At 35.5% G+C, this 25,536-nt stretch carries 29 protein-coding genes, 2 tRNA genes and 2 pseudogenes; 21 read left to right on the top strand and 12 right to left on the bottom strand.

Annotated features, from left to right (window positions below):
• Nucleotides 1-130: 130 nt before the first annotated feature.
• The 7 genes from hemF to sucD all read left to right on the top strand — a co-directional run bounded on the left by hemF (nucleotide 131) and on the right by sucD (nucleotide 4,860).
• Nucleotides 131-955 (top strand): oxygen-dependent coproporphyrinogen oxidase, encoded by an 825-nt coding sequence (gene hemF / locus AAGD99_RS06350; RefSeq protein WP_264735810.1) that lies wholly within the window; start codon nucleotides 131-133, stop codon nucleotides 953-955.
• Nucleotides 956-1,361: 406 nt separating this feature from the next.
• Nucleotides 1,362-1,433: transfer RNA gene (locus tag AAGD99_RS06345), tRNA-Glu, on the top strand.
• Between the two features lie 28 nt (nucleotides 1,434-1,461).
• Complete coding sequence (locus AAGD99_RS06340; RefSeq protein ID WP_264687982.1) at nucleotides 1,462-2,148, top strand: 16S rRNA (uracil(1498)-N(3))-methyltransferase; 687 nt, start codon at nucleotides 1,462-1,464, stop codon at nucleotides 2,146-2,148.
• A 225-nt stretch (nucleotides 2,149-2,373) separates the two neighbouring features.
• Nucleotides 2,374-2,447: transfer RNA gene (locus AAGD99_RS06335), tRNA-Pro, on the top strand.
• Nucleotides 2,448-2,602: 155 nt separating this feature from the next.
• On the top strand, nucleotides 2,603-2,803 hold the full coding sequence (rpsU, locus tag AAGD99_RS06330) for a 30S ribosomal protein S21 (RefSeq protein WP_064125049.1): 201 nt from the start codon (nucleotides 2,603-2,605) through the stop codon (nucleotides 2,801-2,803).
• Between the two features lie 29 nt (nucleotides 2,804-2,832).
• On the top strand, nucleotides 2,833-3,984 hold the full coding sequence (sucC, locus tag AAGD99_RS06325; RefSeq protein WP_264735812.1) for an ADP-forming succinate--CoA ligase subunit beta: 1,152 nt from the start codon (nucleotides 2,833-2,835) through the stop codon (nucleotides 3,982-3,984).
• A gap of 3 nt (nucleotides 3,985-3,987) precedes the next feature.
• Entirely contained in the window at nucleotides 3,988-4,860 is an 873-nt protein-coding gene (gene sucD, locus AAGD99_RS06320; RefSeq protein WP_253309325.1) for a succinate--CoA ligase subunit alpha, read from the top strand.
• An 852-nt stretch (nucleotides 4,861-5,712) separates the two neighbouring features.
• Here sucD and AAGD99_RS06315 read toward each other — a convergent pair.
• Nucleotides 5,713-6,210, bottom strand: a complete 498-nt coding sequence (locus AAGD99_RS06315; protein ID WP_341822914.1) for an RDD family protein — start codon at nucleotides 6,208-6,210, stop codon at nucleotides 5,713-5,715.
• A 145-nt stretch (nucleotides 6,211-6,355) separates the two neighbouring features.
• On the opposite strand from AAGD99_RS06315, the gene icd reads away from it, so the two are divergent.
• The 4 genes from icd (at nucleotide 6,356) to nth (ending at nucleotide 9,690) form a co-directional block, all read left to right on the top strand.
• Nucleotides 6,356-7,783 (top strand): isocitrate dehydrogenase, encoded by a 1,428-nt coding sequence (icd, locus tag AAGD99_RS06310; RefSeq protein ID WP_341822912.1) that lies wholly within the window; start codon nucleotides 6,356-6,358, stop codon nucleotides 7,781-7,783.
• A gap of 79 nt (nucleotides 7,784-7,862) precedes the next feature.
• Nucleotides 7,863-8,741: a hypothetical protein gene (locus AAGD99_RS06305; protein ID WP_341822911.1), complete on the top strand. Its 879-nt coding sequence runs from the start codon at nucleotides 7,863-7,865 to the stop codon at nucleotides 8,739-8,741.
• Between the two features lie 88 nt (nucleotides 8,742-8,829).
• Complete coding sequence (locus AAGD99_RS06300; protein ID WP_341822910.1) at nucleotides 8,830-9,030, top strand: hypothetical protein; 201 nt, start codon at nucleotides 8,830-8,832, stop codon at nucleotides 9,028-9,030.
• A gap of 21 nt (nucleotides 9,031-9,051) precedes the next feature.
• Nucleotides 9,052-9,690, top strand: coding sequence for an endonuclease III (gene nth, locus AAGD99_RS06295; protein WP_341822909.1), 639 nt, complete (start codon nucleotides 9,052-9,054; stop codon nucleotides 9,688-9,690).
• A gap of 115 nt (nucleotides 9,691-9,805) precedes the next feature.
• Here the strand turns inward: nth and AAGD99_RS06290 are convergent, their stop codons facing one another.
• Complete coding sequence (locus tag AAGD99_RS06290; protein WP_341822908.1) at nucleotides 9,806-10,291, bottom strand: transposase; 486 nt, start codon at nucleotides 10,289-10,291, stop codon at nucleotides 9,806-9,808.
• 161 nt (nucleotides 10,292-10,452) lie between these two features.
• Nucleotides 10,453-10,746: a transposase gene (locus tag AAGD99_RS06285; protein WP_253309376.1), complete on the bottom strand. Its 294-nt coding sequence runs from the start codon at nucleotides 10,744-10,746 to the stop codon at nucleotides 10,453-10,455.
• 67 nt (nucleotides 10,747-10,813) lie between these two features.
• Here AAGD99_RS06285 and AAGD99_RS06280 point away from each other — a divergent pair, with 67 nt between their 5' ends.
• From AAGD99_RS06280 to AAGD99_RS09015, 3 genes and pseudogenes are all read left to right on the top strand, one after another.
• Nucleotides 10,814-11,026, top strand: a complete 213-nt coding sequence (locus AAGD99_RS06280; RefSeq protein ID WP_341822906.1) for a hypothetical protein — start codon at nucleotides 10,814-10,816, stop codon at nucleotides 11,024-11,026.
• 49 nt (nucleotides 11,027-11,075) lie between these two features.
• Nucleotides 11,076-11,363 (top strand): annotated as a pseudogene (locus AAGD99_RS06275) (IS630 transposase-related protein); the annotation flags it as partial.
• Between the two features lie 172 nt (nucleotides 11,364-11,535).
• Nucleotides 11,536-11,754 (top strand): transposase, encoded by a 219-nt coding sequence (locus AAGD99_RS09015; RefSeq protein WP_264736254.1) that lies wholly within the window; start codon nucleotides 11,536-11,538, stop codon nucleotides 11,752-11,754.
• 26 nt (nucleotides 11,755-11,780) lie between these two features.
• Here the strand turns inward: AAGD99_RS09015 and AAGD99_RS06270 are convergent.
• A pseudogene (locus AAGD99_RS06270) lies at nucleotides 11,781-12,225 on the bottom strand (winged helix-turn-helix domain-containing protein); the annotation flags it as partial.
• Nucleotides 12,226-12,300: 75 nt separating this feature from the next.
• On the opposite strand from AAGD99_RS06270, the gene AAGD99_RS06265 reads away from it, so the two are divergent.
• Nucleotides 12,301-12,813, top strand: a complete 513-nt coding sequence (locus AAGD99_RS06265) for a hypothetical protein (protein ID WP_264731566.1) — start codon at nucleotides 12,301-12,303, stop codon at nucleotides 12,811-12,813.
• Between the two features lie 43 nt (nucleotides 12,814-12,856).
• On the opposite strand, the gene AAGD99_RS06260 is transcribed toward AAGD99_RS06265, so the two are convergent.
• A complete protein-coding gene (locus AAGD99_RS06260; protein WP_253309215.1) occupies nucleotides 12,857-13,132 on the bottom strand; it encodes a type II toxin-antitoxin system RelE family toxin in 276 nt (91 codons plus the stop codon).
• Nucleotides 13,123-13,344, bottom strand: a complete 222-nt coding sequence (locus tag AAGD99_RS06255; RefSeq protein WP_341822905.1) for a hypothetical protein — start codon at nucleotides 13,342-13,344, stop codon at nucleotides 13,123-13,125. Before AAGD99_RS06255 ends, AAGD99_RS06260 begins: the two co-directional genes overlap by 10 nt.
• Nucleotides 13,345-13,441: 97 nt before the next feature.
• On the opposite strand from AAGD99_RS06255, the gene AAGD99_RS06250 reads away from it, so the two are divergent.
• The 3 genes from AAGD99_RS06250 (at nucleotide 13,442) to AAGD99_RS06240 (ending at nucleotide 16,392) form a co-directional block, all read left to right on the top strand.
• Entirely contained in the window at nucleotides 13,442-14,263 is an 822-nt protein-coding gene (locus tag AAGD99_RS06250) for a hypothetical protein (protein ID WP_341822904.1), read from the top strand.
• A gap of 130 nt (nucleotides 14,264-14,393) precedes the next feature.
• Nucleotides 14,394-15,408, top strand: a protein-coding gene (locus AAGD99_RS06245; protein WP_341822214.1) for an IS630 family transposase whose coding sequence is annotated in 2 segments (ribosomal slippage) — nucleotides 14,394-14,858 and nucleotides 14,860-15,408 — 1,014 coding nt in all. Because the reading frame shifts where the segments join, the coding sequence is not laid out codon by codon here.
• 3 nt (nucleotides 15,409-15,411) lie between these two features.
• On the top strand, nucleotides 15,412-16,392 hold the full coding sequence (locus tag AAGD99_RS06240; protein ID WP_341822903.1) for an ankyrin repeat domain-containing protein: 981 nt from the start codon (nucleotides 15,412-15,414) through the stop codon (nucleotides 16,390-16,392).
• 72 nt (nucleotides 16,393-16,464) lie between these two features.
• Here AAGD99_RS06240 and thyX read toward each other — a convergent pair whose 3' ends face one another.
• From thyX to acpP, 4 genes are all read right to left on the bottom strand, one after another.
• The gene (gene thyX, locus AAGD99_RS06235; protein WP_265017404.1) at nucleotides 16,465-17,319 is read right to left on the bottom strand and encodes an FAD-dependent thymidylate synthase; all 855 of its coding nucleotides are present in this window, start codon (nucleotides 17,317-17,319) and stop codon (nucleotides 16,465-16,467) included.
• A gap of 9 nt (nucleotides 17,320-17,328) precedes the next feature.
• The gene (murA, locus tag AAGD99_RS06230; RefSeq protein WP_264687745.1) at nucleotides 17,329-18,606 is read right to left on the bottom strand and encodes a UDP-N-acetylglucosamine 1-carboxyvinyltransferase; all 1,278 of its coding nucleotides are present in this window, start codon (nucleotides 18,604-18,606) and stop codon (nucleotides 17,329-17,331) included.
• 122 nt (nucleotides 18,607-18,728) lie between these two features.
• Nucleotides 18,729-19,997 carry a beta-ketoacyl-ACP synthase II gene (gene fabF, locus AAGD99_RS06225; RefSeq protein WP_253309221.1) on the bottom strand — a complete coding sequence of 423 codons (1,269 nt, stop codon included), beginning with the start codon at nucleotides 19,995-19,997 and terminating at the stop codon, nucleotides 18,729-18,731.
• A 13-nt stretch (nucleotides 19,998-20,010) separates the two neighbouring features.
• Entirely contained in the window at nucleotides 20,011-20,235 is a 225-nt protein-coding gene (acpP, locus tag AAGD99_RS06220) for an acyl carrier protein (protein ID WP_253309951.1), read from the bottom strand.
• Between the two features lie 181 nt (nucleotides 20,236-20,416).
• On the opposite strand from acpP, the gene AAGD99_RS06215 reads away from it, so the two are divergent.
• Both AAGD99_RS06215 and AAGD99_RS06210 read left to right on the top strand, forming a co-directional pair.
• Nucleotides 20,417-21,208: a polyprenyl synthetase family protein gene (locus AAGD99_RS06215; protein WP_253309222.1), complete on the top strand. Its 792-nt coding sequence runs from the start codon at nucleotides 20,417-20,419 to the stop codon at nucleotides 21,206-21,208.
• Nucleotides 21,201-22,142: an FKBP-type peptidyl-prolyl cis-trans isomerase gene (locus AAGD99_RS06210; RefSeq protein ID WP_264731576.1), complete on the top strand. Its 942-nt coding sequence runs from the start codon at nucleotides 21,201-21,203 to the stop codon at nucleotides 22,140-22,142. Before AAGD99_RS06215 ends, AAGD99_RS06210 begins: the two co-directional genes overlap by 8 nt.
• 68 nt (nucleotides 22,143-22,210) lie before the next feature.
• Here AAGD99_RS06210 and hslU read toward each other — a convergent pair whose 3' ends face one another.
• A complete protein-coding gene (gene hslU / locus AAGD99_RS06205) occupies nucleotides 22,211-23,701 on the bottom strand; it encodes an ATP-dependent protease ATPase subunit HslU (RefSeq protein WP_341822902.1) in 1,491 nt (496 codons plus the stop codon).
• Nucleotide 23,702: 1 nt separating this feature from the next.
• Nucleotides 23,703-24,257: an ATP-dependent protease subunit HslV gene (gene hslV, locus AAGD99_RS06200; protein WP_096617344.1), complete on the bottom strand. Its 555-nt coding sequence runs from the start codon at nucleotides 24,255-24,257 to the stop codon at nucleotides 23,703-23,705.
• 115 nt (nucleotides 24,258-24,372) lie between these two features.
• On the opposite strand from hslV, the gene gshA reads away from it, so the two are divergent.
• On the top strand, nucleotides 24,373-25,533 hold the full coding sequence (gene gshA / locus AAGD99_RS06195; protein WP_253309225.1) for a glutamate--cysteine ligase: 1,161 nt from the start codon (nucleotides 24,373-24,375) through the stop codon (nucleotides 25,531-25,533).
• Nucleotides 25,534-25,536: the final 3 nt, after the last annotated feature.

Below are 25,536 nucleotides of genomic sequence, written 5' to 3'. Positions count from 1 at the left end.
AAATGTTTTATTATATTGATTTAATTATTATAGATTTATTAACGTCTTTGATAGATAATTATCATCCAAATCTAATTAAGTTCCTTAAATATCAGATATAACAATGTTAATAAGCTAGCGAGAGGATATTATGGAAAAACAAAGAACACAAGCATTTAAGTGGTTCTGTGCACTAAGAGATAAGATCATAGAATCTTTCTTATTAATTGAAAAACAATCATCCGCAGAGCCAAAGATCGAAAAAAGAAAGTGGGATCGCCCAGGTGGTGGAGGTGGTGAATCTACAATTATTTTTGGCAATGTTTTTGAAAAAGTTGGAGTAAACGTTTCAAAAGTACACGGAAAATTTGCAGATTCAGCCATTAATGAAATTCCTGGTGCAAGTGAAAGTAACGGAGAGTTTTGGGCAAGCGGTATATCTTTAGTGTCTCATATGCAATCGCCCCTTATCCCTGCAGCACATATGAACACAAGGCTGATATATACTTCAAAACAATGGTTTGGTGGAGGGATGGATTTTACGCCAATATATAAAAATGAAGAAGATTGCAAGTATATTCATGAATCAATCAAAATGACATGTGATAGATTTGACACCGGATATTATCCAAAATTTAAAGAGCAATGTGACAACTATTTTTTCTTACCACATAGAAAAGAGCCGCGTGGCATTGGTGGTATTTTCTATGATAATCTGAGTTCTGGCAATTGGAGAAATGATTTTGAGTTCACAAAAGCAGTAGGTGAAGCCTTTTTGGAAATTTATTTGCACATCATACGTAAACATATACAAAAATCTTGGACAAAAGAACAACGAGAAAATCAATTAATAAAACGTGGCAGATATGTAGAATTCAATCTGTTATACGATCGTGGCACAAGGTTTGGTTTAATGACTGACGGCAATCCAGATGCAATTATGATGTCAATGCCACCACTTGTTAAGTGGTTATAGAGAGCTGCTATTAGCAGAAAATAAATCATCATAGTTTAAAGTTGTACCATGATAGTGAGCTTTTATATAGGGGGTATAATCATGGGTATAATAGATAATTTTTTAATTAAATCTGTCAAAAACAATGACATAAAAGGTGTTAAACTGACTCTAAGTCTCTACAATGCACTAAAAGGCTGGCTTTAGTGTAGAAGAAATAAAGCAGAAATATGAGCGTAGAGATTCTGGCTACGATTCTGGCTATGATTCCGATACAAAAGTTGAACAACAATTAGAATTAGGATCTAAAACTCCTAAATCTGAAATAAATTCAGTGAATATTAAATATGGAATAGAGAAAGACGTTTGCGCCATAAAATAATTGACTTTATGTGCATAATCAATATAACTTGAGTTAATTCGCATTGACTCTTTCGTCTAGTGGTTAGGACACCACCCTTTCACGGTGGTAACACGGGTTCAAATCCCGTAAGAGTCACTCAAGTAGAATATAATTAAAGTTTTGAATGGGAAAAATTAGGCTTTATTTTGAAGAAGCTTTATCACAAGGCGTGAGTTTAGCACTTAATCCACAACAAAGTCACTATATTTGCAATGTAATGCGGCTTAAGAAGTATGATAATCTCTCTCTTTTTAATGGAAAGGATGGAGAATGGTTAGGAGAAGTAGTTAATATATCGCGTAAATTAACAAAAGTTACACTCAAAGAATGCACTAAACAACAGCAATATGAGGAAAATTTATACTTATATTGTGCCATGGTAAAAAGTGGTGCTTTAGGCAACATAGTGAGACAGGCAACTGAAATGGGAGTAACCTGCATTCAATTTATTTCAACGGAACGTACAGTAGTAAAAAACATTAACCTAAGTAGAGCAAAATTACAGGCAATCGAAGCTGCGGAACAATCCGGTAGGATGAGTATACCAGAGATTTTGCCTCCTATTAACTTTTGTGAGTTACCTGATTCCCAGAGTAAAAATTTTGTTTTATGTGATGAAACAGGTAAAGCTGATAAAGTGCTGAAAGGTAAGAAAAATGTTGCTATTATTGTTGGCCCTGAAGGTGGTTTTTCATCTTATGAACTTGATCTTGCCGATAAGTTTTGTCAAAAATTGAGTCTAGGAAAAAGAATTTTAAGGGTCGATACTGCTGTGGTTGCTGCACTAACTTTCACCAATTGGTGTAGCTAGATTTTTAAATATGGCTAAGGTTTGGGCCATAGAGAAATCTGATTCAGTGTTGCACGCGCTAACTGTACAAACTCTATAGGCCGCCTGCGAAGCAGTTTGCTACTAAAGAGGAGCTAATAAAAAACATATTCTAAAATAATATTAAATCTTATATTATATTTTTTCTAAAATAAACAAATGAATCTTGCATTTTGCCTGAGTTATTGATACTCTGAGTAAAGAAGTCGGGGCGTAGCGCAGCCTGGTAGCGCATTTGGTTTGGGACCAAAGGGTCGGGAGTTCAAATCTCTCCGCCCCGATGCTAGCAGAAGTTTTAACGCTTTTAATAGTTAGAGCTTTTAAAGGCATTTCGTTCATATTGCAGTTTAACGCTCAAGTTTATAAAATAATTGACAATGTTAATTTTCTAATTTATAAATAAATTTTGAAATGATTACCGAAGGAGGTATAGAGTTTGATTGAAGTATCAGTCCATTATGGTGATGTAGACAGAGCTCTTCCAGTATTGAAAAAAACAATTCAAAAGGAAGGAAGAGGGTTGAAAATGAAAAAACAATATCATGAAAAAAAATCAGAAAAAAGAGCTAAAAAGAAAGCTGAAGCGAGAAAAAAGAGGCACCAGCAAGAATGCAGAAGGCAGCGTTACGGTTGGTAATTTTTTAATAGTTTATCATTGGTTGTTTTATGAATATTCACGAATATCAAGCAAAAGAGATTTTGCATAAATTTAATGTCCCGGTGCCAAAAGGTTTTGTCACTATATCTGCAGAAGGAGTAAAGACTCAAGTAAGTCAATTAAAATCTGACGTGTTTGTGGTTAAAGCTCAAATTCATGCAGGTGGTAGGGGTAAAGCCGGTGGCGTAAAGCTAGCAAAGTCAGCTGAAGAAGCTCAACAGTTTGTAAAAGACATGATTGGTATGACTTTAGTTACTCATCAAACAGGGCCAAGCGGGCAGCAAGTAAGAAGAGTATATATTGAAGAAGGCTCAAGCATTAAGAAAGAGTATTACTTAAGCCTGGTAATTGACCCGAAGCTCAGTAGGCCAATATTCATATTTTCCTCAGAAGGTGGAATGGACATCGAAGAAGTGGCGAAAAATTCTCCCGCAAAAATTGTGAAATTTGATATTGATCTTGCTACAAGTTTTGATAGCAGCAAGTTAAGCAGCAGTTTTAATTTGAGTTCAGAACAAATAGAAAAAATAACAAATGTTGCAAAAAATATATATGATGCGTTTATTGCAACTGATGCGAGCCAAATTGAAATTAATCCACTGGTTGAAACAAGTTCTGGAGATTTTATTGCGCTCGATGCGAAAATTAATTTCGATGACAATGCTTTATATCGTCACCCAGAAATTATGGAACTTCGTGATTATGATGAAGAAGTGAAAGAAGAGATAGAGGCTTCAAAGTATGGGCTCAGTTACATCAAAATGGATGGCAGTATTGGTTGCATGGTAAATGGTGCAGGTCTTGCTATGGCAACAATGGATATAATAAAATACTACGGAGCAGAGCCTGCTAACTTTTTGGATGTTGGTGGTGGAGCGAGTAAAGAAACTGTAACTGAAGCATTTAAAATCATATTGTCTGATAGCAACGTAAGAGGAATTTTGGTTAACATATTTGGTGGTATAATGCGTTGCGATATTATTGCAAGTGGAATTGTTGCGGCTGTAAAAGAAATGAGCATTAAAGTTCCTCTAGTGGTTAGATTATCAGGCACTAATTTCGAAGAAGGAAAAAGAATTTTAGAAGAGTCAGGATTAAATATTATTGCTGCAGATGAACTGGGCGATGCTGCGCAGAAAATAGTACAAGAGGTGAAATAGAGTATGTCCGTTTTAGTAAATAAAGATACAAGGTTAATATGCCAGGGTTTTACTGGTGCGCAAGGTACATTTCATTCAGAGCAAGCAGTTAGCTACGGAACAAAAATGGTTGGTGGTGTAACTCCTGGCAAGGGTGGTAGCACTCACCTTAACTTACCAGTTTTTAATACTGTAGCAGAAGCCAAAGAAAAAACTGATGCGAATGCCACGGTAATATATGTACCTGCTAAGTTTGCAGCTAATGCAATACTTGAAGCAATAGATGCAGAGATAGAGCTAATAGTTTGCATTACAGAGGGCATTCCTATACTTGACATGGTAAAGGTGAAGCATGCTCTTGCTCGTTCAAAAAGTCGATTGATTGGTCCTAACTGCCCGGGAATTATTACGCCCGAAGAGTGCAAAATAGGGATTATGCCTGGCCATATCCATAAGCGTGGACATATAGGGATTATGTCTCGTTCTGGAACTTTAACTTACGAGGCAGTAGCACAAACGACCGCTGTTGGTCTTGGTCAATCCACGTGTATCGGAATTGGGGGGGATCCAGTTCATGGTATGACATTTGTCGACTGTATGGAGCTCTTTTTAAAAGATGACGATACTCATGGTATTGTAGTTATTGGTGAAATAGGTGGAAACGAAGAAGAAGATGTATCACATTTTGTGAAAACAGAAAAAACTAAAAAGCCAATCGTTGGTTTTGTAGCAGGTCAAACAGCACCTCCAGGAAGACGTATGGGACACGCTGGAGCAATCATCTCTTCCAGTGGTGGAAGTGCTGGTGCAAAACTAGAAGTTATGCGGAGCGCCGGGATTGCAATTGCTGAAACCCCTGCAGTGATTGGTAAGAAGGTATTGGAAGTAATGCATTAGTGCCTAATCTAAAACGCAGCTGTATGAACGTTGTGATTTGAGGAGCAGTTTCTGCTAGAAAGGGTGTCACTCAAGTAGCTGACACTGGTTCACTCTATAATGGTGTCATCCGAGTAGCTTGACTACTTGGATCCAGGAAAGTTTGCTTGTAAGCAAGCAAACTGATTTGGTGAGTATAAAAGTATAGCTAACGCTGACTCTACGTCATACCGCGATTCATTCGCGGTATCTCATCCGCTAACACGTAGCGGGATACTTGACCTTTACAGGGATGACGGTTGTCGGTAGGCCTAAATTACTTTAGTCATAAATATTAAGAAATTTACCAAACAAAAAAAAGGCAAAAGAAGCCCCATGGTTGGCTAGTTATTTATATGTACTTCAAAATATTGGCGTTTTTTTATTCTAAACGTTTAATAACCGCGATTCAGTTGCTTTTAAGCCGCAACTAATCTAAATTATAAACATTAAGAAACTTACTAAACAGAAAAAAAGGCAAAAGAAACCCTAGGGTAGCTAGTATTCAAATTCTCCCTTGTCTATTTGACGTCTTTTACTGTCTTAAACGCTTTATAAGCGCGTTTCAGCTTATATAGGTAGAAACCTAGAAGTTTTATAAAGACATGAGGTGCACATAGTGCAAAAATTAAGCATGATTTACGCCAAATACATTAAGTTTTTTGTCATTAATCCACTGCAGAGATTGCGAAGATAAATAAATAGCTTCAGTGTTATGATAAGGGGGCTGGCGGAGTTTGTAAAGTAATTTTTTGTAGCTCTCATGGTTTTTGGATTCTAACTAACGTCACGCGCTGGAATAACACCCTTGGTGGTAACAACTAAAGAAAAATATCAACTAGGTTTATAGTCTATTACTACTGTTTTTGCAATTTTATCATAAAAAGTCTGCTTGCGCCGGTCGAATATCGCAAATATTAAAACTAAAATTGGTAAAATTATAAACCACTGAGAAACATAGTGAGTCAGCAAAAAAGAAATAATCAAGAAAACTGTCTCAGAAATACACCTTATTGCTGCTTGCATAAGAGTAGTATTTTTAAATGTGTCTGCATCTTTGATATACATACCACACAACAGTTGTCCTGGCGTACCTCCCAGTCTTGTTATCATTAATATTTCTAATACTGTACACAGCACTGATGTAAAGATTGTATAAGGAGATGTTAACTGTTCAATTTCGTCAAGAAAATTATTAACCTCATTATTGCCCAACAATGCAATGTATAAGATGAATGAAGGAAAGAAAAATATTATTTGGTCAAGTATTGTTGTTACAGTACGCCTTGTAAACCCTACGTAATTTACTTTAACATTTATTTCAGTATCCATAACCCCACCTATATTTCATAATGTCATCATATAATATAAAAGCACGTTGTTAAATAACCGTAAATATACTAATTTGGGTAATATTAGCTACTTGTGCCACTCTATTATTTGAATTAACATTAAATCATTTACAGTTAGGGAAGTTATGTCAACACCAATCACAGTTGCGTATGGCGATGGTATCGGACCAGAAATTATGGAAGCGGTGCTGTCGATATTGCGCAAAGCGGAAGCGAAGATCTCAATGGATATTATTGAAATAGGTGAGCGTGTTTATAGTAAGGAATGGTCTCACGGAATTTCTCCAAGTGGTTGGGAATCTATCGAAAGGACAAAAATATTATTAAAATCTCCAACAACCACTCCTCAAGGTAAAGGCCACAAAAGCTTAAATGTAGCGCTCAGAAAGAACCTAGGGTTATATGCAAATATCAGACCGTGTATTTCGTATCATCCTGTTATAGAAAATAAATTTGATAAGTTTGATATCGTAGTAATACGTGAAAATGAAGAGGACGTTTACACCGGAATAGAGCATAGGCTCACTGGTGATTCTTACCAATGCACTAAAATTATTACTAGATCTGGCTCAGAGAAGATATGCAGGTATGCTTTTGAATACGCGAAAAAACACAACAAAAAAAAAGTAACTTGCCTGACTAAAGATAACATAATGAAAATGACTGACGGAACTTTCCATGCAGCGTTTGATCGCATTGCAAAGGAATACCAGGACATAAAGGCAGAACATTATATAGTTGATATTGGAATGGCACGTGTTGCTACAGAACCGGAGAATTTCGATGTTATAGTAACTGAAAATCTATATGGCGACATATTATCAGACATAGTGGCACAAACCTCTGGATCTGTGGGACTCGCTGGAAGTAGCAATATAGGTAATGAATATGCGATGTTTGAAGCGGTTCATGGTTCTGCTCCTGATATTGCAGGAAAAAACATAGCTAATCCTTCTGGTCTTTTAAATGCTGCAGTGCATATGCTAATTTACATAGGTCAAGTGGGTACTGCAAAACTAATCTACGATGCATGGCTGAAGACTTTAGAGGATGGAATACACACTGCCGATTTGTATAAGGAGAAAAGAAGTAAACAGAAAGTTGGTACAAAAGAATTTGCAGAAGCTGTTATAGATAATCTAGGAAAGAAACCTGCAACATTACCTGAGCTTATAATTAGCAGTGGTTCAGATAGTAAAATAAATAAAGTACAAGACAATTACGAACAAGATTACAAAGTTAAAAAGCTAGTGGGTAGTGATATAACGCTTGCTTGGGACAAATCCAGCAATTTTGATCAAATAGTAGGATTATTTGAATCAAGTAATCTGCAAATGATAGCAATATACTCAAAAGGGCTAGCGATTTGGCCAGGAAACTCAAAATCTTTAAGTGACCAAATAACCTGTAGGTTTATCGCAAATAATGAAAAGCAAGCTATTACAAATAGTGATGTAAATAACTTGCTAATCAAACTCGAAGAAAATAGCTTTGACGTGGTGAGAATGGATAAGTTGTATTTGTATGATGGGAAAGAGGGGTTCTTTTCTTAAGTTATTATTGACAATTTTAATTGCATGCAATATTTATGTTATTATATTAAGAGTATATATATTTGTATGAGGGGTAGCAATGGGTCAACATTTTAAGTTAACTAGTCAGGAATTTTATGATAACCATTACTTATTTAAAGTATTAGAAATAAAGGCTAAGCAAGTTGTAGACAAGAATTATGAAGAGCTTAGCGCAATTTTGAAGAAACAGAATAAGAAGTTAATTCTTGTAAATCATCCTGACAAGGGTGGAGATAAAAATAGATTTGATCGAATTTATAAAGCCTATCAAGAGCTAAAAAAATATATTGAACCTTTGGAATCAGGAAATCCTTGTGTTAAAGTCAGTATTGGCGCTGAAAGTGATGGGCGTTTAACAGCAAGAGAGTTTCACTATAGGAAGAAGCTATTCAGTACACTACGGATTGGTGAAGAAGCTATAGGTGGAGATTTTGAAAAACTGAATTCTATATTGCAAAAAAAGCTTTATGAGGGCTGTGCTAATGATGATATCAAGCAATTACGCTCTTATATTTCTCCTCTACAGAACAAAAAGGATCTAGTAGATGAGGATAAAAAACAATTAGCATTGAAATTTATAGAGTATAAAAACGTTCTACTGCTTGTCTCAAAAATAAGTTTTCTGCCTTTAGCTCTATTAACCACAGTTACTATAGGTTGCTATTTTTCATGGTGGATCATAGCATTTAATATCATTATCAATAAGCTCTATAATTCATTAGGGAATTATTATATGAAAAAGTATGCAAACTCAGAAATTTCTACTGATGAATTCATAAGTAAAATCAGCTATATCGAGCTAAGCAGTAAACTTCTTATCAACTATCCTTTAGCTGCTTTTTCTGTTTATTTAGTTACAACAAATTTCATTGCTAATGGATTAACTGTTGGTGGAGCTATACTCGGTCCACTATTGTTATTAGGCAGTATTAATTGAAACATTAGCTCCTGTTTTCTCAAAAGGTTGTGAAATATATGCTGAAAAGTACACAAAAGATTTACTAGAAGAGGATCCAAGAGATAGAGTGCAAAAAGAAACTGACCTATTGAAATGGTATGATCCACGTAAATTATTAATGCCAATTATCATGCCTATTGTTAGAAAGTGTTTTGCAGAGGTAGCGAACGAATTTGCTGAGAGAAATTTTGATGAAGTAAAAACTGATATGTCTGATGTTAACACTGAACAGCCTAAACCAATTGGATTTACACAGCAAACAGTATAGTATAAGCTTTTAGCTCTATGCATGGACTCAAAAAAAGTAGAATTGATATTTGAAAAGTTTCAACAATCAAGCCCTACGCCAAAAATAGAGCTAAATTATACCAATCATTTTACGCTTCTGGTCGCAATAGTTTTGTCAGCGCGGACAACCGATGTCAGTGTTAATAAAATTACAAAGGAGCTATTTAGTATTGCTGATACGCCAGAAAAAATGCTGAATCTTGGGCAAAGTGAGCTGAGAAAATGCATAAGCAGTATTGGTTTATATAATTCCAAAACAAAAAATATAATCGGGCTCAGCAAAATATTGATTGAGAGGTACAATAGCAAAGTGCCTACTGATTTCGATGATTTGGTATCTTTACCAGGGGTTGGGAGAAAGAGCGCTAATGTGTTCTTAAATTCAGGACTTGGTATTCCAACATTGGCAGTTGATACTCATGTTTTTAGAGTAAGCAATAGACTTGGACTTGTGAGAGAAAAAGATGTGTTTAAAACAGAGCAATCTCTTTTAAATGTAGTTCCAAAAGAATACCTGCTTTATGCTCATCACTGGCTAGTTTTGCATGGTAGATATGTTTGCAAAGCGCAAAAGCCTTCGTGTGAAACGTGTATAATTCATGATTTGTGTGAGTTTGAATGCAAAAGGTATAAAGTCTAGCACACTATGACCCCTTTCTTGTCACTCCGATATTCCTTCCTTTTATCATCCGAGTAGCTGACACTGGGATGGCTTTGTTGCATCACACTTTATGAGATGGTGATTTATGGTAAATTCATGTAACTATCTCAAATTTAGCCATACCAATATCAGTGAATTTATTAAGCAAATAGCATTTGATTAGCAGTTCTTTTTCTCGATTTATCTCAGATTTATTCCTAAAACTAAATCCGAATATTTGCTTTAATCTTGAGAAAAACCCTTCAATATAAGATCTTTTCCCATAATTTACTTCTTTTTTCCATTCTTTCATGCCATCTTCACCGTATAATTTTATTAACCTAATAGCAGCATTCCTGTCAGACATATAATCTATTTCTGGATGTTCTGCCGCATTGTTTATTGGTGGAATTTTTGTCTTTATATCATATTCGTTACACAACTTATAAAACTTGTGCCTATCACATGCTCTATCTGCATATAGTGCTTTTATGGCATGCTGAAAATCAACTTCTTTTAGCAAATCACAAGCTCCATAGTGATCAGAGTAGACACCGTTACTGTATTTTACAGCTATGGCTTTTTTGTTGTTTATATTCAACATTACGTGCAATTTTCTCGTTTGCTCATAGCCACGATATTTTCTGTCAGTGCTATTTTCCTTGCTGTGTGTTGTTGTATATACTAATTCCTGTACTGTCTATAGCAATTTCGATATCTTCCATATTATTTTTATCAATTCTGCAATCATTTATCTTAATATTAAGTTTCTTTTGATGCTTGTGAATAGCTGATAACTGCCAAATCTCTTCCTATTTGTTGCAAATACCCTTTTATAAACCCGACTGTTTGTCTTAAACCAATTCTAAAGAAACTGACGATTATATGCACCAAAATCACAACTTTATCACTATAAATATAGTTGCCGCCCTGCATTTTTGGACAATTCTCGTACCAATTTTCTATGGCGTCATTGATATAACAAAAAATGCTTCCTCTTTCTTGGAGAAATTTGTTATATTCATGGCAGTTACTGACTCTCATTTTTTGTGGCATATTTTTTCTTCAACAGTTAAATGGCTATTTATAATGAATTTTGTCAGTAACTGCCAGTTCTTTTCACTTGAGCGATGCAACAAAGCCCACTGGGATCCAGGTTGCTCATAAGCAAACTATAGTATTTTCAAAAGCGAATGATAAAGGTATAATATGTTTTTTTAAAGTAGGGAAAGCGATGGTATATAGTGTAGATTTAAGGGAAAAAGCAGTGTCTTTGGTAGAAAAAGGAAAGTCAAAGGTTGAAGTTGCAGAGGTTTTTGAGATAGACACTATATAGATGGCTAAAAAAGAAAGCTACTGGCCAAGGTCTCAAAGCGGTAAAAAGTACTGGTTTTATTCGGAAAATAGACCCAAAAATACTTGTAGACTATGTTAAAAAACACCCGGATCACACACTAGCAGAAATGAAACAAAATCTTGGCTTTGGAATAAGTGCAATTTGGTATAGGTTAAAACAGCTAAAAATAACCTTAAAAAAAGTCACATTCTATCAAGAGCGCAATCAAGAAGATAGGCAGCAATTTATCGATAAAGTCTCAAAAATAGACCACTGTAGCATTTTATATATAGATGAAGCAGGAGTTGATAATAGACTATACCGAGAATATGCATGAGCTCCAAGAGGAGAAAAAATATATGCTGATGTTCCAGGAAAAAAGTGGGAAAGAGTGAGTATAATAGGTGAATGGATTGAAAAGAAGTTTATTGCACCAATGACCTTCACAGGAGGGTGTAATAATGTATGGTTAGAGCGAACCACAATTGCAGCGTAATACAACCATAGTTATGGATAATGCTACATTCCATAAAACTCCCAAAACAAAGTCATTAATAGAGTCTTTTGGCTGTCATTTGCTTTATCTTCCAACATATTCACCTGATCTAAATCCGATAGAGCATTGTTGGCACACCATCAAAAGTCGCCTCAGACCTCTAATGCATCAATGTACAGACTTACACCTTTTAGTTGGTAATACCATTTTAGACGTTTATCATTCGTTTTAGAAAATACTATAGTTTCATTAAGATTTTTTTTTAAACTCCTCTTGTTTACTTTTATCTTGTCCGTTATACACTGGTCTTGGTGTGATATATGAGAATTTCATTCTTTGCATATTACGGTGTACTGTAGACTTGCTAAACCAAACTTTTCCTGAATTCTTATTCTCGTTTCTTTAATGGTAATGTTGGGATTTTCTTGTATCCATGCTTCAACTTGTTCAAGTTGGCTTTGGTTCAATATAGTTTTTCTACGGCGTTGAGGTGGAGCAAATAATTTTTCTTCTCTGCCAAATTTTAGGTCATGCAGTAAGTGCCTTTCTTGAAATGCAACATATTTTTGCTACGGCTGTTATACTATGCTTTTTTGCTGCAATTACAGCATTTAGTTTTTTTGCAACATATGCATTATTTCTTACTTTCTTCAGCATTTCTTTTGCTCACTTTTTCATCCAATAATTTTGATCTTAATGCCATTTAAACCTCGCTATTTTACTTACTCCAGTATGGCTTTTTTCCATTATTGTCTATCCGTTACTTGTATAGCGGGAATTGGTATTAGGAGATTTATTTGACTTTCTTTTTGGTAGTTCTAAAGCTAATCGCCAATTTGAAAATAATATCGGAGTACAAAAAGAATTGTATGGTCGGTACAATAAATTCATGGATAGTCTTGGGGGCTTAGGAAAAGATGGTCCAGGAGGATTTATCAATGAAATAGCGTCGCAATACTGTGAAGGTCCTTATCAGCAGTTTGTTAGCAATCAAATGAACACCGCGCTTGGCAATCAATTACGTGCCAGTGGACTTAATCAATCAAGCTATGGTCTATCTAAAGTTGCAAGTTTAAACTCTGAACTTGCGTCGCGTGGCTTGAATGACTTTATCGGTTCATCTTTAGGAGGGCTGCAAAGTCTTATCGGAGCACATGGACTTGGTGCACAAATTGGTCAAAATCTAGGTGGTGGTTACACTTCTTACGGAAAATCTTTAAATGATCGTTGGATAGCTATGAATCAAATGTTAGATAATTTTGGTCAGGTTGCGGGTAAGGCTGCAATATAGCCAACTACAGCATTTTATTTTTTCAATAAAGAAAAGAATGTACTTATCTCTTGTAAATAGTATCTCTATGTCCTATCTCTGTGATAACCACTGTACGTTCTGATTGATCTACCCTGTAGACCACGCGATAGTCACCTACTCTTAACCTTCTGCGCCCTTTTAAGCTATGATGTAGTGGTTCACCAAGATTTATTGGATCGACTGTAAGTCGTTCTTTTATAGCCTTTTGAACTCTTAGCCTTATTGTCTTTGGAAGATTTGGTAAATCCCTTTCAGTAACGCTCTTTAGAGACTTAATTTTATAACGTTCTAGTCCCACTTAATATCTTCAAAATCAACTGTTTCTGCGCCTTCAACATCACGCTCATCAGAAATTTTAGACACTAAAAAATCCTCGATTTCAAGCTCAATTGCTTCTTTGAGTAGTTTCTCTGCTAATTCTTGAGCAGGCTGCTTAGTGAGCTCAGCTAGCTCGGCAAGGTGTAGTAAAGTTTCTTTACTGAGAACTATATTAGTGTTTAAGTCTGCCATAAGTTTTACCAAAATCTACTACTGTAACAATTTTACAACATTTTTTTTAATTTTTCAATAAATTAGTGTATGCTGGAATTAGTTTAAAGGATGAAAAATGCTATCTCAGGAGGATATTATTTTATGCCGCAAAGATTTTGGTTTCTTTGCGTTTCAAGGCATGCTGCGAGTGTTTAATATTAGATTAAATTTAAAAAGAAAAGATGGCAGCAAAAACTATTTGTGGGTGCTGTTCAGCAGCATTAATCGCTTGGTGTTTGAAAAAGCACACAGTCAATGGTGGAACATACCACCATGCTGTGCTAAGACAACACTGGGTTTTATATTTCATGTGGCGTTTGCCCTCGGTAATAATCCAAGGGCAAAGTTTATGTATATTACGCACCAAAGAGATTTGATGCGTGAAAAAATCAATGAACTGCACATTGTCCTTGAGTCTCCATTTTACCGTCAAGTCTTTCCAAACGTAAAAGTAGTTGGTCGCAAAAGTACGCGAGTAATTAGAACTAAAGAAGGAGGTTTTGTTAATGGCTTTTCAATATCAGGGCATGTAACAGGTACAGGAGCTGGGGATAGTTCTCTTGATTTTGATGAAGGTCGAAAGTACGGTGGTTGCATTATCCTTGATGATTTACATGATGCAAGCTGCGCTTATAGTCGGGTATCGCTGATCAGTGCCTGTCAAAAGTTTGAACAATGCATAACTTCAAGGCGTAATACTGCTGATACGCCATTTTTAGTGATTGGTCAAAGGATCAGTGTTTACGACATATTTGGTTATTTAGAGAAAAAATCAGAGCGACAGTTTGAGAAGATCATAATACCTGCAGTACTTGAAGATGGCACGAGTATTGATGAGAATAGATTGCCAATGCAGGAACTTAGGATCAAGGAAAAAGCAGATACCGTCACGGAATAATTAACCGTCATACCGCGATTCATTCGCGGTATCTCTTAGCATAGATCCCGCTAATACCAATTCCTAAAAATAAATAGACGAATAAAGAAAAATTTCTAAAATAGAATAATTTAAGAATTAGTGGGGAGTTATGGCAGGAAAAAGTAAAGCAATAGGAGAAGAATTATATAATAAGTGTAACCTGGAATTAAAGAAGCACGGCATAAGAGGAGAGATAGGAAGAAGATTACAGGCAATAATATCTGCAAAAGAATATGGAATAACAAAAGTTGCTCAAATATACCGAATTACTAGAACTACATTGATGAAGTGGATTACAAGATTTAAGGAAGGAGGAGTCAATGCGTTTAAAATACAACCAGGACGTGGAGTAAAGCCGAAGTTGAGCTACAAGCAGCAAGAAGAAATTAAAAATGTCATAGCAGAAGAAGGAGCCAACCTAACGGCTAAGAAATTAAAAATCATAATTGAGAAAATGTTTTCTATTGAGGTAAGTAAGTCTACAGCACATAGACTGATGCAAAAGTTAGGTTTTTCGTATATTACTCCAAGGCCTGTGCACAATAAACAGGATAAAAATAAACAAGAAGAGTTTAAAAAAAAATCTTAATGAAACTATTGTCACGTATCCCGAAAAAGAGCTATTTTTCTTCGATGAGTCGCGGTTTGGCACACATTCAAAGATTGGACACGGGTGGTTTAAAAAAGGCATTAGGACACAGGTTAAGGTAAAATTAGGTAGGCAAAACTTTTATCTCTATAGTGCAGTTAATCCTAGAAATGGAGAGAGTTCTAGCTTATTCGTACCAAACGTCAATACTGATTGTATGAATATATTCCTTGAGCAGATGTCACAATATTTAGGAACAAGGGAGGCATTTCTTGTTGTGGATTGTGCAGGATGGCATAGATCCAAAGGTTTAAAAATACCACAAAATATTACCTTAATCTATTTACCTCCATATTCACCAGAGTTAAATCCAGTAGAGCGTTTATGGCAATATTTGAAAGACAATCTCATTAAAAATAGAATATATGACTCTGTTAGTTTATTGGAGGATACTGTATGTGCATTCATTCGTAATATTACGGAAAGTTCGATCAAAACCATTTGTTCTGTGAGTTATTTGCCTACTTATTTATGAGATTTGGTATTAGAATATTTAATAAAGAATAATGCAAATATTGAGGTTCAAGATAGTGAAGGCTGGACACCACTTATTCATGCAGTAAGGCATGGGCAATTGGACAAAGTAAAGTACCTGATAGAGAATGGAGCTGATGTTGATATTTGTGGTAATGAAGGATGGACGCTATTTGAGCATGCTGAACAATGGATAGATGATAGAAGAATATTAAAGGATGTAATCAATAATGATAGAAAATATGCAGATGCTGCAAGTTGGGAAAAGACTGGAAAAGATATGCTTGATTACCTTAAGGGAGTTACAAAAAATACTATACAGGAAGAAGAATCTAACTATATAGATCAAATGCAAGCAGATGATAGCAGCAGTTATGTTGAAGATCAACCAGCTTTGCAAAGCAATCGTGACGGTTATGCTGACATGGAAAAAGCTCTGCAGGAGAAATTGCATGGAGATGAAATACGCAAGCAAAGTAATGAGAAAGCTCAAAAAGATATGGAAACAAGAAAAGTCACTGTGGAAACTGACAGTAGCAATAATAAAATTGAAAAACAAGCAAAACCAATAGAAGACGAACAAGAAACTGTTATGGCAAGTGTGATAGAAAATATGGATAAAAATTCTGATAGTGAAGCAGAAGATTCTAACAGTATTGCAAATGCACAACATCCCTTTAAAATAAGGACAGGAAGTCCTCTTGAAGTGGGAAAGTATGAGGTGGAGCTGCAAGTGACATATGATGATATAAAGAATTTTTATGATACCGTACGTGGTAAATATCATGCTGGTGATGGATATAACTACGAGCAAGTAATGGTTTTATATAATGAAATTGTTAGGCCAGCATCGCAGCATTATGATAAACCATTTACCCTGCCTAAGGCATACATAACAGATGGTCATCTATTTGTTCAAAATAAAGATTTTGGAACTTTGGATGATTTTAATGAGATGTTCTATAAAAGTGATGAGTTAATGTGATGTAAAAAGCAAGATTCAATTTGGTGAACGAGAGTTAACTGACAGAGGAGATTGATACGTATGCCTTTATCTTTAAGATTGTTTATCAAGTATAGACATCAGCTCGTCCCATTCTCTTTTACCAATATTACTTTCTTCTCTAGTAACGTTTTCCCCTTTAATTAATTTGCGAATTATTTCTAGACCAGTTCTTGAAATACAAGCTGATTCTAGGCAATATTCAACAAAGGCATTGTAGGCCAATGGGACCCATTTTTTTATTATATCCAGCATAACTTCTGCATAAACTCTGATTTCATATTGGGCATGCTTATCAGCTCTAAGCTTCAAAAAATGAAGGAGGTTATGCAGATCTATTTTCCAATAAAATTGCGTGTAGTAATTAAGCGTTAGATTAGTTCGGGCAATTTCTCTTGCAAGCCCCTGCTCAATAAATTTTTCATAATGAGAATATACTAAATTAGAGTCGTTTGTTAGAGAATCTATTATTTCCTTTGAGGTATCCGGATCAAAAGCTTCACCGCTACCTTGTTTATTATTATCAGATTGTTTTGCAATCTGTTCTGGTTTTGGTATATAAAATTCATTGTCAAGTATTGAATATCTTGCCGAATATTCATTCACATTTGCAGTTCTATGCCTTATCCATTGCCTTGCAACAAAAATTGGAAGTTTCACGTGAAACTTAATTTCACACATTTCAAATGGAGTTGTATGATGATGTCTCATTAAATACTTTATAAGTGCTTCATCCTGACTTATCTGTTTTGTTCCCTTGCCATAAGAAACACGAGCAGCTTGAACTATAGCGCTATCAGAGCCCATATAATCCACTACTCGAATAAATCCATGGTCTAATACCTTATGTTCTTCATATAAGATTTCATCTATTTCTTTTACTGTAGTTCGTTTAGTTGCTTCATTCATAAAATATCCTCAAGATGAAATGGAAATATCAGCTCCACATGAATTGAGTTTTTCGTGCATTGCTTCATATCCTCTCCATAAATGATGCGAATTATTTATTGTAGTTTCTCCACCAGCTACCAAAGAAGCAAGTACCAAAGCTGCTGTTGACCTTAAGTCAGTGGCACACAGATTAGCTCCAGATAAGCTTTTTATTCCACTTATAGTAGCTTTGCTTTTCTCGATGCTGATATTAGCGCCTAACTTTCTCAATTCATCTGCATGTGCAAATCTGTTTTCAAAAATGTTCTCTTCAATTACTGATATCCCATCAGCGATGCACATTGCAGACATCAGTTGTGGTTGCATATCACTGGGAAAGTTGGGGTATGGATCTGTTGCAATGTTAGCAGACCTAATAGAGCAATTTTTTCTGGAAATCATAACCCCCTCATTATATAGTTCAACATTAGCCCCTATAGCCTTCAATTCATTCACAATACATCTTATATCAGATAGACTTATTCCTTCTAACTCCAACTTACCACCGGTTATTATAGCAGCTAGTGCATAGGTGCCTGCTTCTATGCGATCTGGTATTATTTTATGAACACATCCATTTAATTCTTCAACTCCTGTTATTGTGATCCTTGTATCACTAATCTCAATATTAGCACCCATTTTCTTTAGGAACTCTATTAAATCAAGAACTTCCGGCTCCGTTGCAGCATTGTTTATTATTGTCACTCCTTCTGCAAGTGTTGCTGCCATTATTACATTTTCTGTTGCACCAACGCTTATTTTCTCAAGTATAACTTCTTTTCCTTGTAGCTTTCCTTTCACTGTTGCAATTATATTACAGCCTTCAACTTCAATTTTAGCTCCCATTTCTTCTAATGCTTTGATATGCATATCAACGGGACGCTTTCCGATATTGCATCCACCAGGAAAGACTGTTGTGATTTTACCAAATCTACTGAGAATTGGACCTAGCATTAAAAGAGATGCTCGCAGCTTACTTGCAGTTTCGTGTGACATTACGTGATTGTTGATATTACTGCAATCAATTTCCAAAGTATGATTTGCTTTATAATCTTTATTGCGTGTAAAATTCACTTTCGCTCCAAGACTCTCAAGCAGCTTAGACATTAGATGCACATCAATTAAATCAGGTACATTATGCAAAATTACCGAGAAGCTACTCAATAGACTTGCTGCCATTATTGGTAAAACAGCATTTTTTGAGCCATTAATCTTGATTTTTCCGACCAGAGGTTTATGGTTACTACTTACTAATATTTTGTGCATTTAATTAAGCTAGATCTTACCAAATAAGTATAGTAAATCGACAGTAAAAGGCAAATTACAGATAATATAGCTATCACAGATCATAATGTTCGTACATTTTAGCTATTTAGCAGCAAAATTGATTACACTTGTCCAAAGATGAGCGATGCATTAGTGCCACCAAAACCAAACGAATTAGAAAGTGCATATTGAATTTTATGCTCCTGAGCTTTAAACGGTACAAAATTTAAATCACATCCTTCTGAAGGTTTATGTAAATTTAAGGTTGGCGGAATAATTCCATTATTTAACGCAAGAATACTGAATATTGCTTCAACGCTCCCTGCAGCACCAAGTAAATGTCCTATAGAAGATTTAGTTGAAGAAACAGGTATTTTATAAACGTAGTCACCAAATAACTGTTTCATTGCTATTACTTCAATTTTATCTCCAAGTGGCGTTGAAGTTCCATGTGCATTGATATATCCTACTTGATTTGGATTAATTTGCGCACTTTTTAAGGCAAGCTGCATTGCCTTAAATGCGCCTCTTCCTTCTGGATGTGGTGCTGTAATGTGGTGCGCATCTCCTGTGAGTCCGTACCCAACCAGTTCAGCATGTATTTTTGCCCCCCTTTTTTTTGCATGTTCGTATTCCTCCAGCACCAATATACCTGCTCCTTCACCCATAACAAAACCATCGCGTTCTGCATCCCATGGCCTTGAAGCTTCTTCCGGTTTATCATTGAATTTAGTTGATAATGCTTTCATAGACGCAAAACCTGCAATTCCAACTCTACACAGTGCACTTTCTGCTCCACCTGCAATCATAATATCTGCTTCACCAAGTTTTATAGTTCTTGCTGAATTTATGATTGCATGCGCACCTGTTGCACATGCGGTTACTGCTGAATCGTTTGGACCTGTAAATTCGTATTTAATAGAAATATGGCCAGATATCAAATTTATTAGACTTGCAGGGACAAAAAATGGACTGACACGTCTGGGCCCTTTTTCCTGCATGGTAATAACATTTTCCTGAATTGACGGAAGACCACCTATACCAGAGCCAATAGTTACGCCAACACGTTCTCTATCTACTTTTGAATCTTCTAAAGATGAATCTTCCACAGCTTGAATCGCTGCTGCAATGCCGTAATGAATAAAACGATCCGTTCTTTTTAGATCTTTTTCAAAAATATAACCTACAGGATTAAAGTAATTCTCAATGTTATCGGATTGCACAGGCACCTGCCCTGCAACCTTGCAAGCAAGATCAGAAGAGTCAAATCTATCTGTATTGATTGCTTTTATGCCAGACTCGCCTTTTATCAGCCTTGACCAAGTGTTGTCAACATCTGCCGCTAGTGGAGTGATTAAACCAACACCAGTGACTACTACTCTTCTGCTCATTTAACACTAACTATTAGCCTTTTTTACTATTAATGTACTCAACTATTTGCTCCATAGTTTCCATTTTTTGTGCGTCTTCATCTGGAATTTCTATTCCGAACTCTTCTTCTGCTGCCATGATGATTTCAACTGCATCTAAACTGTCTGCACCATGCTCCGAAAGCTTTGAAGAGCTGTTGAATTTCTCTACATCCTTACTAATGTGCTCTAGTATAATCTTTTTCACTTTCTCTTCTATGTCTTCTCTAGTGCTCTTTGCTAGTTCGCTATTCACATTTCTTACCAAAAAAATAACCTATTCTTTGATGTTATAAAAAATTTTTATGTTTGCAATATCTTTTATAACTGGTAAACTACAGCAAAGTTTTCTACTGCCCTAGCTGGCTAGCGTTACGTGCTAAACAATTAACAATTCAAAAATGCTAGACGAAACAACAAAAAATTTGCTTATTGTAGAAGTAAATAAACTTTTACCAGAAAATAGCGAGAATAAGCTTATATCAGCTATGCGTTATATACTCCTTGCTCCTGCAAAACATATACGCTCCTTTTTAGTCGTAGCTTCATCGCGAGTGTTTAACGCGGAAGCTAAAAAAGTAATATCAGTTGCTGCAGCAATTGAATTTGTTCATGCTTACTCTCTAATTCACGATGATTTACCGTGCATGGACAACAGTGATACTCGCAGAAGCCAGCTAAGCTGCCATAAAAAATTTGATGAAGCAACAGCAGTGCTTGCCGGAGATGCACTACTTACTCTGGCTTTTGAGGTATTATCTTCGTTAAATGAGAAATGCTGTGAAATCATGAAAGTTCTTTCTCAGGCAATAGGAATTAGGGGAATGGTAGGAGGACAGATTTTAGATATTGGTGCAGATTTTAACAAAATAAAAGAAATTCATTTGATGAAAACCGCAAAACTATTTGCAGCTTCATGTGAAATAGGTGCTATAATAGGGAATGCTACAGATAAGCAACGTAAAGCGTTATATAACTACGGGATAAACCTAGGGCTTATCTTTCAAGCTAAGGATGATATTGAAGATTACGAACAAGATAAAACAAATAATCTAATGTCTGTACTTGGTAAAAGTGAAGTAGAGGACTATATAGACGCCCTCTTTAAACAAGGCTTGGATAATTTGAGTGCGCTTTCAGGGGATACTAATTATTTATATGATTTATTGAATCAAGTAAAGAAAGATGGTTAGAAAAATTATATTACAAATGCTTATTTCCATAGTAATGATTCTCACTTTAACCTCTGCTTTTATGTTTACTATTGTCTATATAAACAAAGGTAAACCGGGAAAAAAGGACAAGCTTTATGAGATAAGTGCCACGCATGGTGGTTTGATACAGACAATAGCACATTATCTAGTGAAGCCAATACTTGAATCAGCACTCGACCGCTATATTGAAAAGCATGGGCTAACAGAATATTTAGAAGAAATGACGCAGCAAAAGGAAGAAGATTCGATAAATTTTTATGAAATTACTGAAGGCAGTGGCAGCAAGGCTTTCTGTGGCATGGAAGTCCTATTGCAAATATATAAAATTTCTAATAATAACTCAGCAACACTCCCTAGCAAAGTTTCTGATGTTACTTTGAAAATAGGTCAAGATGACCTAAAAGAAGTGGGTTTAGGGGTGATAGGTATGAAAGAAGGCGGAGAGCGTGTAGTTACTATTGCCAATGATAACAAAATGAATTTTAATTCTTATTACGTCAAACTGATCGAAGTAAAGGATAAATATCCCGACTCAGTGAATAATCTGATGGTTTTTAATGACTTAATTAACAAGACTGGAAAACAAGTAAGGTGCGGTGATGAGATATCAGTTAAATATAGCGTAAAGGAGCATAATGGGGAATATATAGTCAAAGATCAAACAGTGCAATTTAGGGTTGGCGATAAAAAAATACCACTTGCTATAGAGCTTGGAGTTGTGGGAATGAGAGCTGGTAATAAAAGAACTATTCTTTCTCCGCCTGACCTTTTGACTATTACTGACGATATGTTAATAAAAGACATAGATTATGATGAAGAAAATATCTCAATAATTGACTTAAGCTTAGATATTAAGCAAGAGGTCGCAGCACACCATTCTACTGTTGAAAAACAGCCTAAAGAATATAGCTGAAATTTTAGGTTTACTGGCTGACCTTCTGAACACTCTCTATACTACTTAAAGTAGGCTTTTTGTTTTTCCTAAAGTATAAACTTAGATAAATCAAGCTGCTTCGAAATTGACTCAAGTTTATCTTTTACATACTTGCTGTCTATAATGAATTTTTCGCTATTTTTCTCAGAAGCAATGAAACTTATTTCATCTAAAAGCTTCTCCATGATAGTGTGAAGCCTTCTTGCGCCTATATTTTCCACTTGCCTATTAACTGTAAACGCTATTTCAGCTATGGTTTTTATACCATCATCAGTGAACTCAAGCGTCACATTTTCTGTTTTCATTAAAGCTATGTACTGCTTTAACAAACTAGATTCTGGTTCCTTTAATATTCTTATTAAATCCTCTTGAGTAAGTGCCTTAAGTTCTACCCTGATCGGTAATCTGCCCTGTAATTCCGGTAAGAGGTCAGATGGTTTAGACTGATGAAAAGCACCAGATGCAATAAATAATATATAGTCTGTTTTTACATGGCCATACTTAGTTGTAACAGTTGTTCCTTCAAGTAGTGGTAACAGATCGCGTTGCACTCCTTCTCTGTTTACTTCACCTTTTACTTCTGTACGCGCTGCAATTTTGTCTATTTCATCCAAAAATACTATACCGTCATTACTAACAAGATCAATGGCTTCTTTGATTATCTTATCTTCATCGATTAGCCTTTCACTTTCTTCATTAATTAATATTTCACGCGCTTCTTTTACCTTCACCGTAATAGTTTTTGTTTTTTTGCTCCCGTTAAACATCTTGCCCACTATTTCTGTTACATTCATCACACCAACTTGCCCACCTGGCATGCCTGGTATATCGAAAGTAGGTAACATACTCTTGCTCTCTCTGACGTTAATAGAAACTTCTCCGTCCTCAAACTCTTTATTCTTCAACCTTTCTCTAAAAATTTTTTTACTCTCTTCGGTTGCATTTTCGCCTACCATAGAGTTTACTATTGTTTTCTCAGCTAAAATTAAAGCCTTGTTAGCTAAGGCTTTACAGGCTTTCTCTTTAACTAAAACTATTGCTGCATCAACTAAATCGCGTATTATCGAATCAACGTCACGTCCAACGTATCCTATTTCAGTAAACTTCGTTGCCTCAATTTTTATGAACGGTGCACCGGCAAGTTTTGCTAAGCGGCGAGCTATTTCAGTTTTACCAACCCCTGTATGACCGATCATCAATATATTCTTAGGTATGATTTCATCACGCAATGGAAATGGAACCTGATTGCGACGCCAACGATTTCTGAGCGCAATAGCAACAGCACGCTTTGCATCATCCTGTCCGATTATGAATCTATCTAATTCTTTAACTATCTTCTGTGGTGGCAGGTCATCTAACAAAACTTGAGTACTGTCATTAACTTGAATATCGCTGTCATTTGAATCAAAACCACTCTTAGTATCTTTATAGAGGTCATTTTTTTTATCATAGGTGTCACTACTACAAGGCTGCCCTTCTGAAAGGGTTATAGGCTGATTGGAAAAATTAGTGCACAAAGTTTTTTGCTTGGAAGACATATCACTCCTCTATCTTTTCAATAACTACATTATGATTTGTATAAACACATATATCGCCAGCTATCTTCATAGCCTTTTTTGCAATCTCTTCTATTGATATTCCTTTAATGTCAATTAAAGCTCTTGCTGCAGATAGAGCAAAATTTCCCCCAGAGCCAATAGCTGCGATTCCATCTTCAGGTTCAAGAACATCACCTGTTCCCGTAATTACTAATGAAATAGATTTATCTGCAACAATCATCATAGCCTCTAATTTTCTTAGATATTTATCCATTCTCCAGTCTTTTGCAAGTTCAACACATGCTCTCATTAATTGCCCTGGGTGCTTGTCAAGTTTAGATTCTAGTCTTTCAAAGAGAGTAAATGCATCGGCTGTTGCTCCAGCAAAACCGGCAATTACAGAATCACCAGAAAGACGCCTAACTTTTTTTGCTCCGGATTTTATAACAGTGTGGCCCAGTGAAACCTGTCCATCACCTATTACTACTACGCTTTTATCTTTTCTAATTGACAGTATAGTAGTTCCATACATTTTATTGTTATCGTGTTGAATCATTTTTCTATTACTTTAAATAAGAATCTCATTATACTTTAATCTTTAGTCAAATTTGCTAAATATGTTTAATTATAGCTTATAATATAATACCTTCCTTATAACATTTAAAGTGTAGATGCAAAACATAATTCACCCAGATTTGGAAAAAAGTATAAATAATTGGTTTGAGGCAAAATTTAACGGCCTTACATTGCCATTTTATAGCTCTATAGATCTTAGAAACTCCAGCTACAAAATTGCCCCAGTGGACGCTAATTTATTTCCTGCAGGGTTCAACAATCTAAGTGAGACATCAAGAGCAACAGCAGCAAAACTAATAAAAAGTTATTTTGAAACAAAACAATATAAAAAGACTCTTATAATACCGGAGAATTACACACGAAATAAAATGTATATAGAAAACGTATTTGTTATAGAGAAAGTACTGCAGCTCGCAGGTTTTGAAACTAGAATTGGCCTCTTTCATAACGAAGCATATAATTTAATAGAACCATATGAAACTATCGTGAAAGAAAACTCTCTGCTAAAGACAACTTCAGGATTTGTGCCTGATGTTATTATACTGAATCGTGATATGACGAGCCACATTCCAGACACGCTAAAAGACGTAAAGCAAGATATAGTACCAAGCCCACTATACGGTTGGCATAGCAGACAGAAATTTAAGTATTTTGAAATCTATCAAGAATTAGCGTCCGAATTTTGTAGCGAATTTAAAATGGACCCATGGCTTATTTCTGTGCTTACAGAAAGCTGTAATGGAGTTGACTTTAATGATGATTCATCACTAGGAGCAGTAGCGACTAAAGTTGACCAAATATTATCTCTAGTGCAAAAAAAATATGAGGAATATGAAATAAAAACACAACCTTACGTTTTTATCAAAGCAAGCAATGGCACATATGGGATGGGCATTATAACAGCAACAAGTGGAGAGGAAATATTAAATCTCAATAAAAAAAAGCGTCATAAAATGAAAAAGATAAAAGAAGGAATAGCAATCAATAGCGTTATTATACAAGAAGGTGTACCAACCATTGACATATTTAAAAGCAGTTCTGCAGAACCGCTGATATACTATATAGGAGATACTCCAACATGTTACTTATACCGATGTAATAGCAGGAAAGATGTATATTCTAGCTTGAATGCCACTGACTGTGAGTTTCATGATGTTAGCCAGGTTGTGGAAGGTAAAATTCTGTCACTTTGGAGTATTGTTGGCAAATTAGCAGTACTAGCGTTGGCAGTAGAAATAAAATCTTTTCACCTCTAACCC

The sequence above is a fragment of the Wolbachia endosymbiont (group A) of Clivina fossor genome, from assembly GCF_964026865.1.
Taxonomy (GTDB): domain Bacteria; phylum Pseudomonadota; class Alphaproteobacteria; order Rickettsiales; family Anaplasmataceae; genus Wolbachia.
The sequence above is the reverse complement of the archived record's forward strand: the minus strand, read 5'-3'. Positions and strand labels throughout refer to the sequence as shown.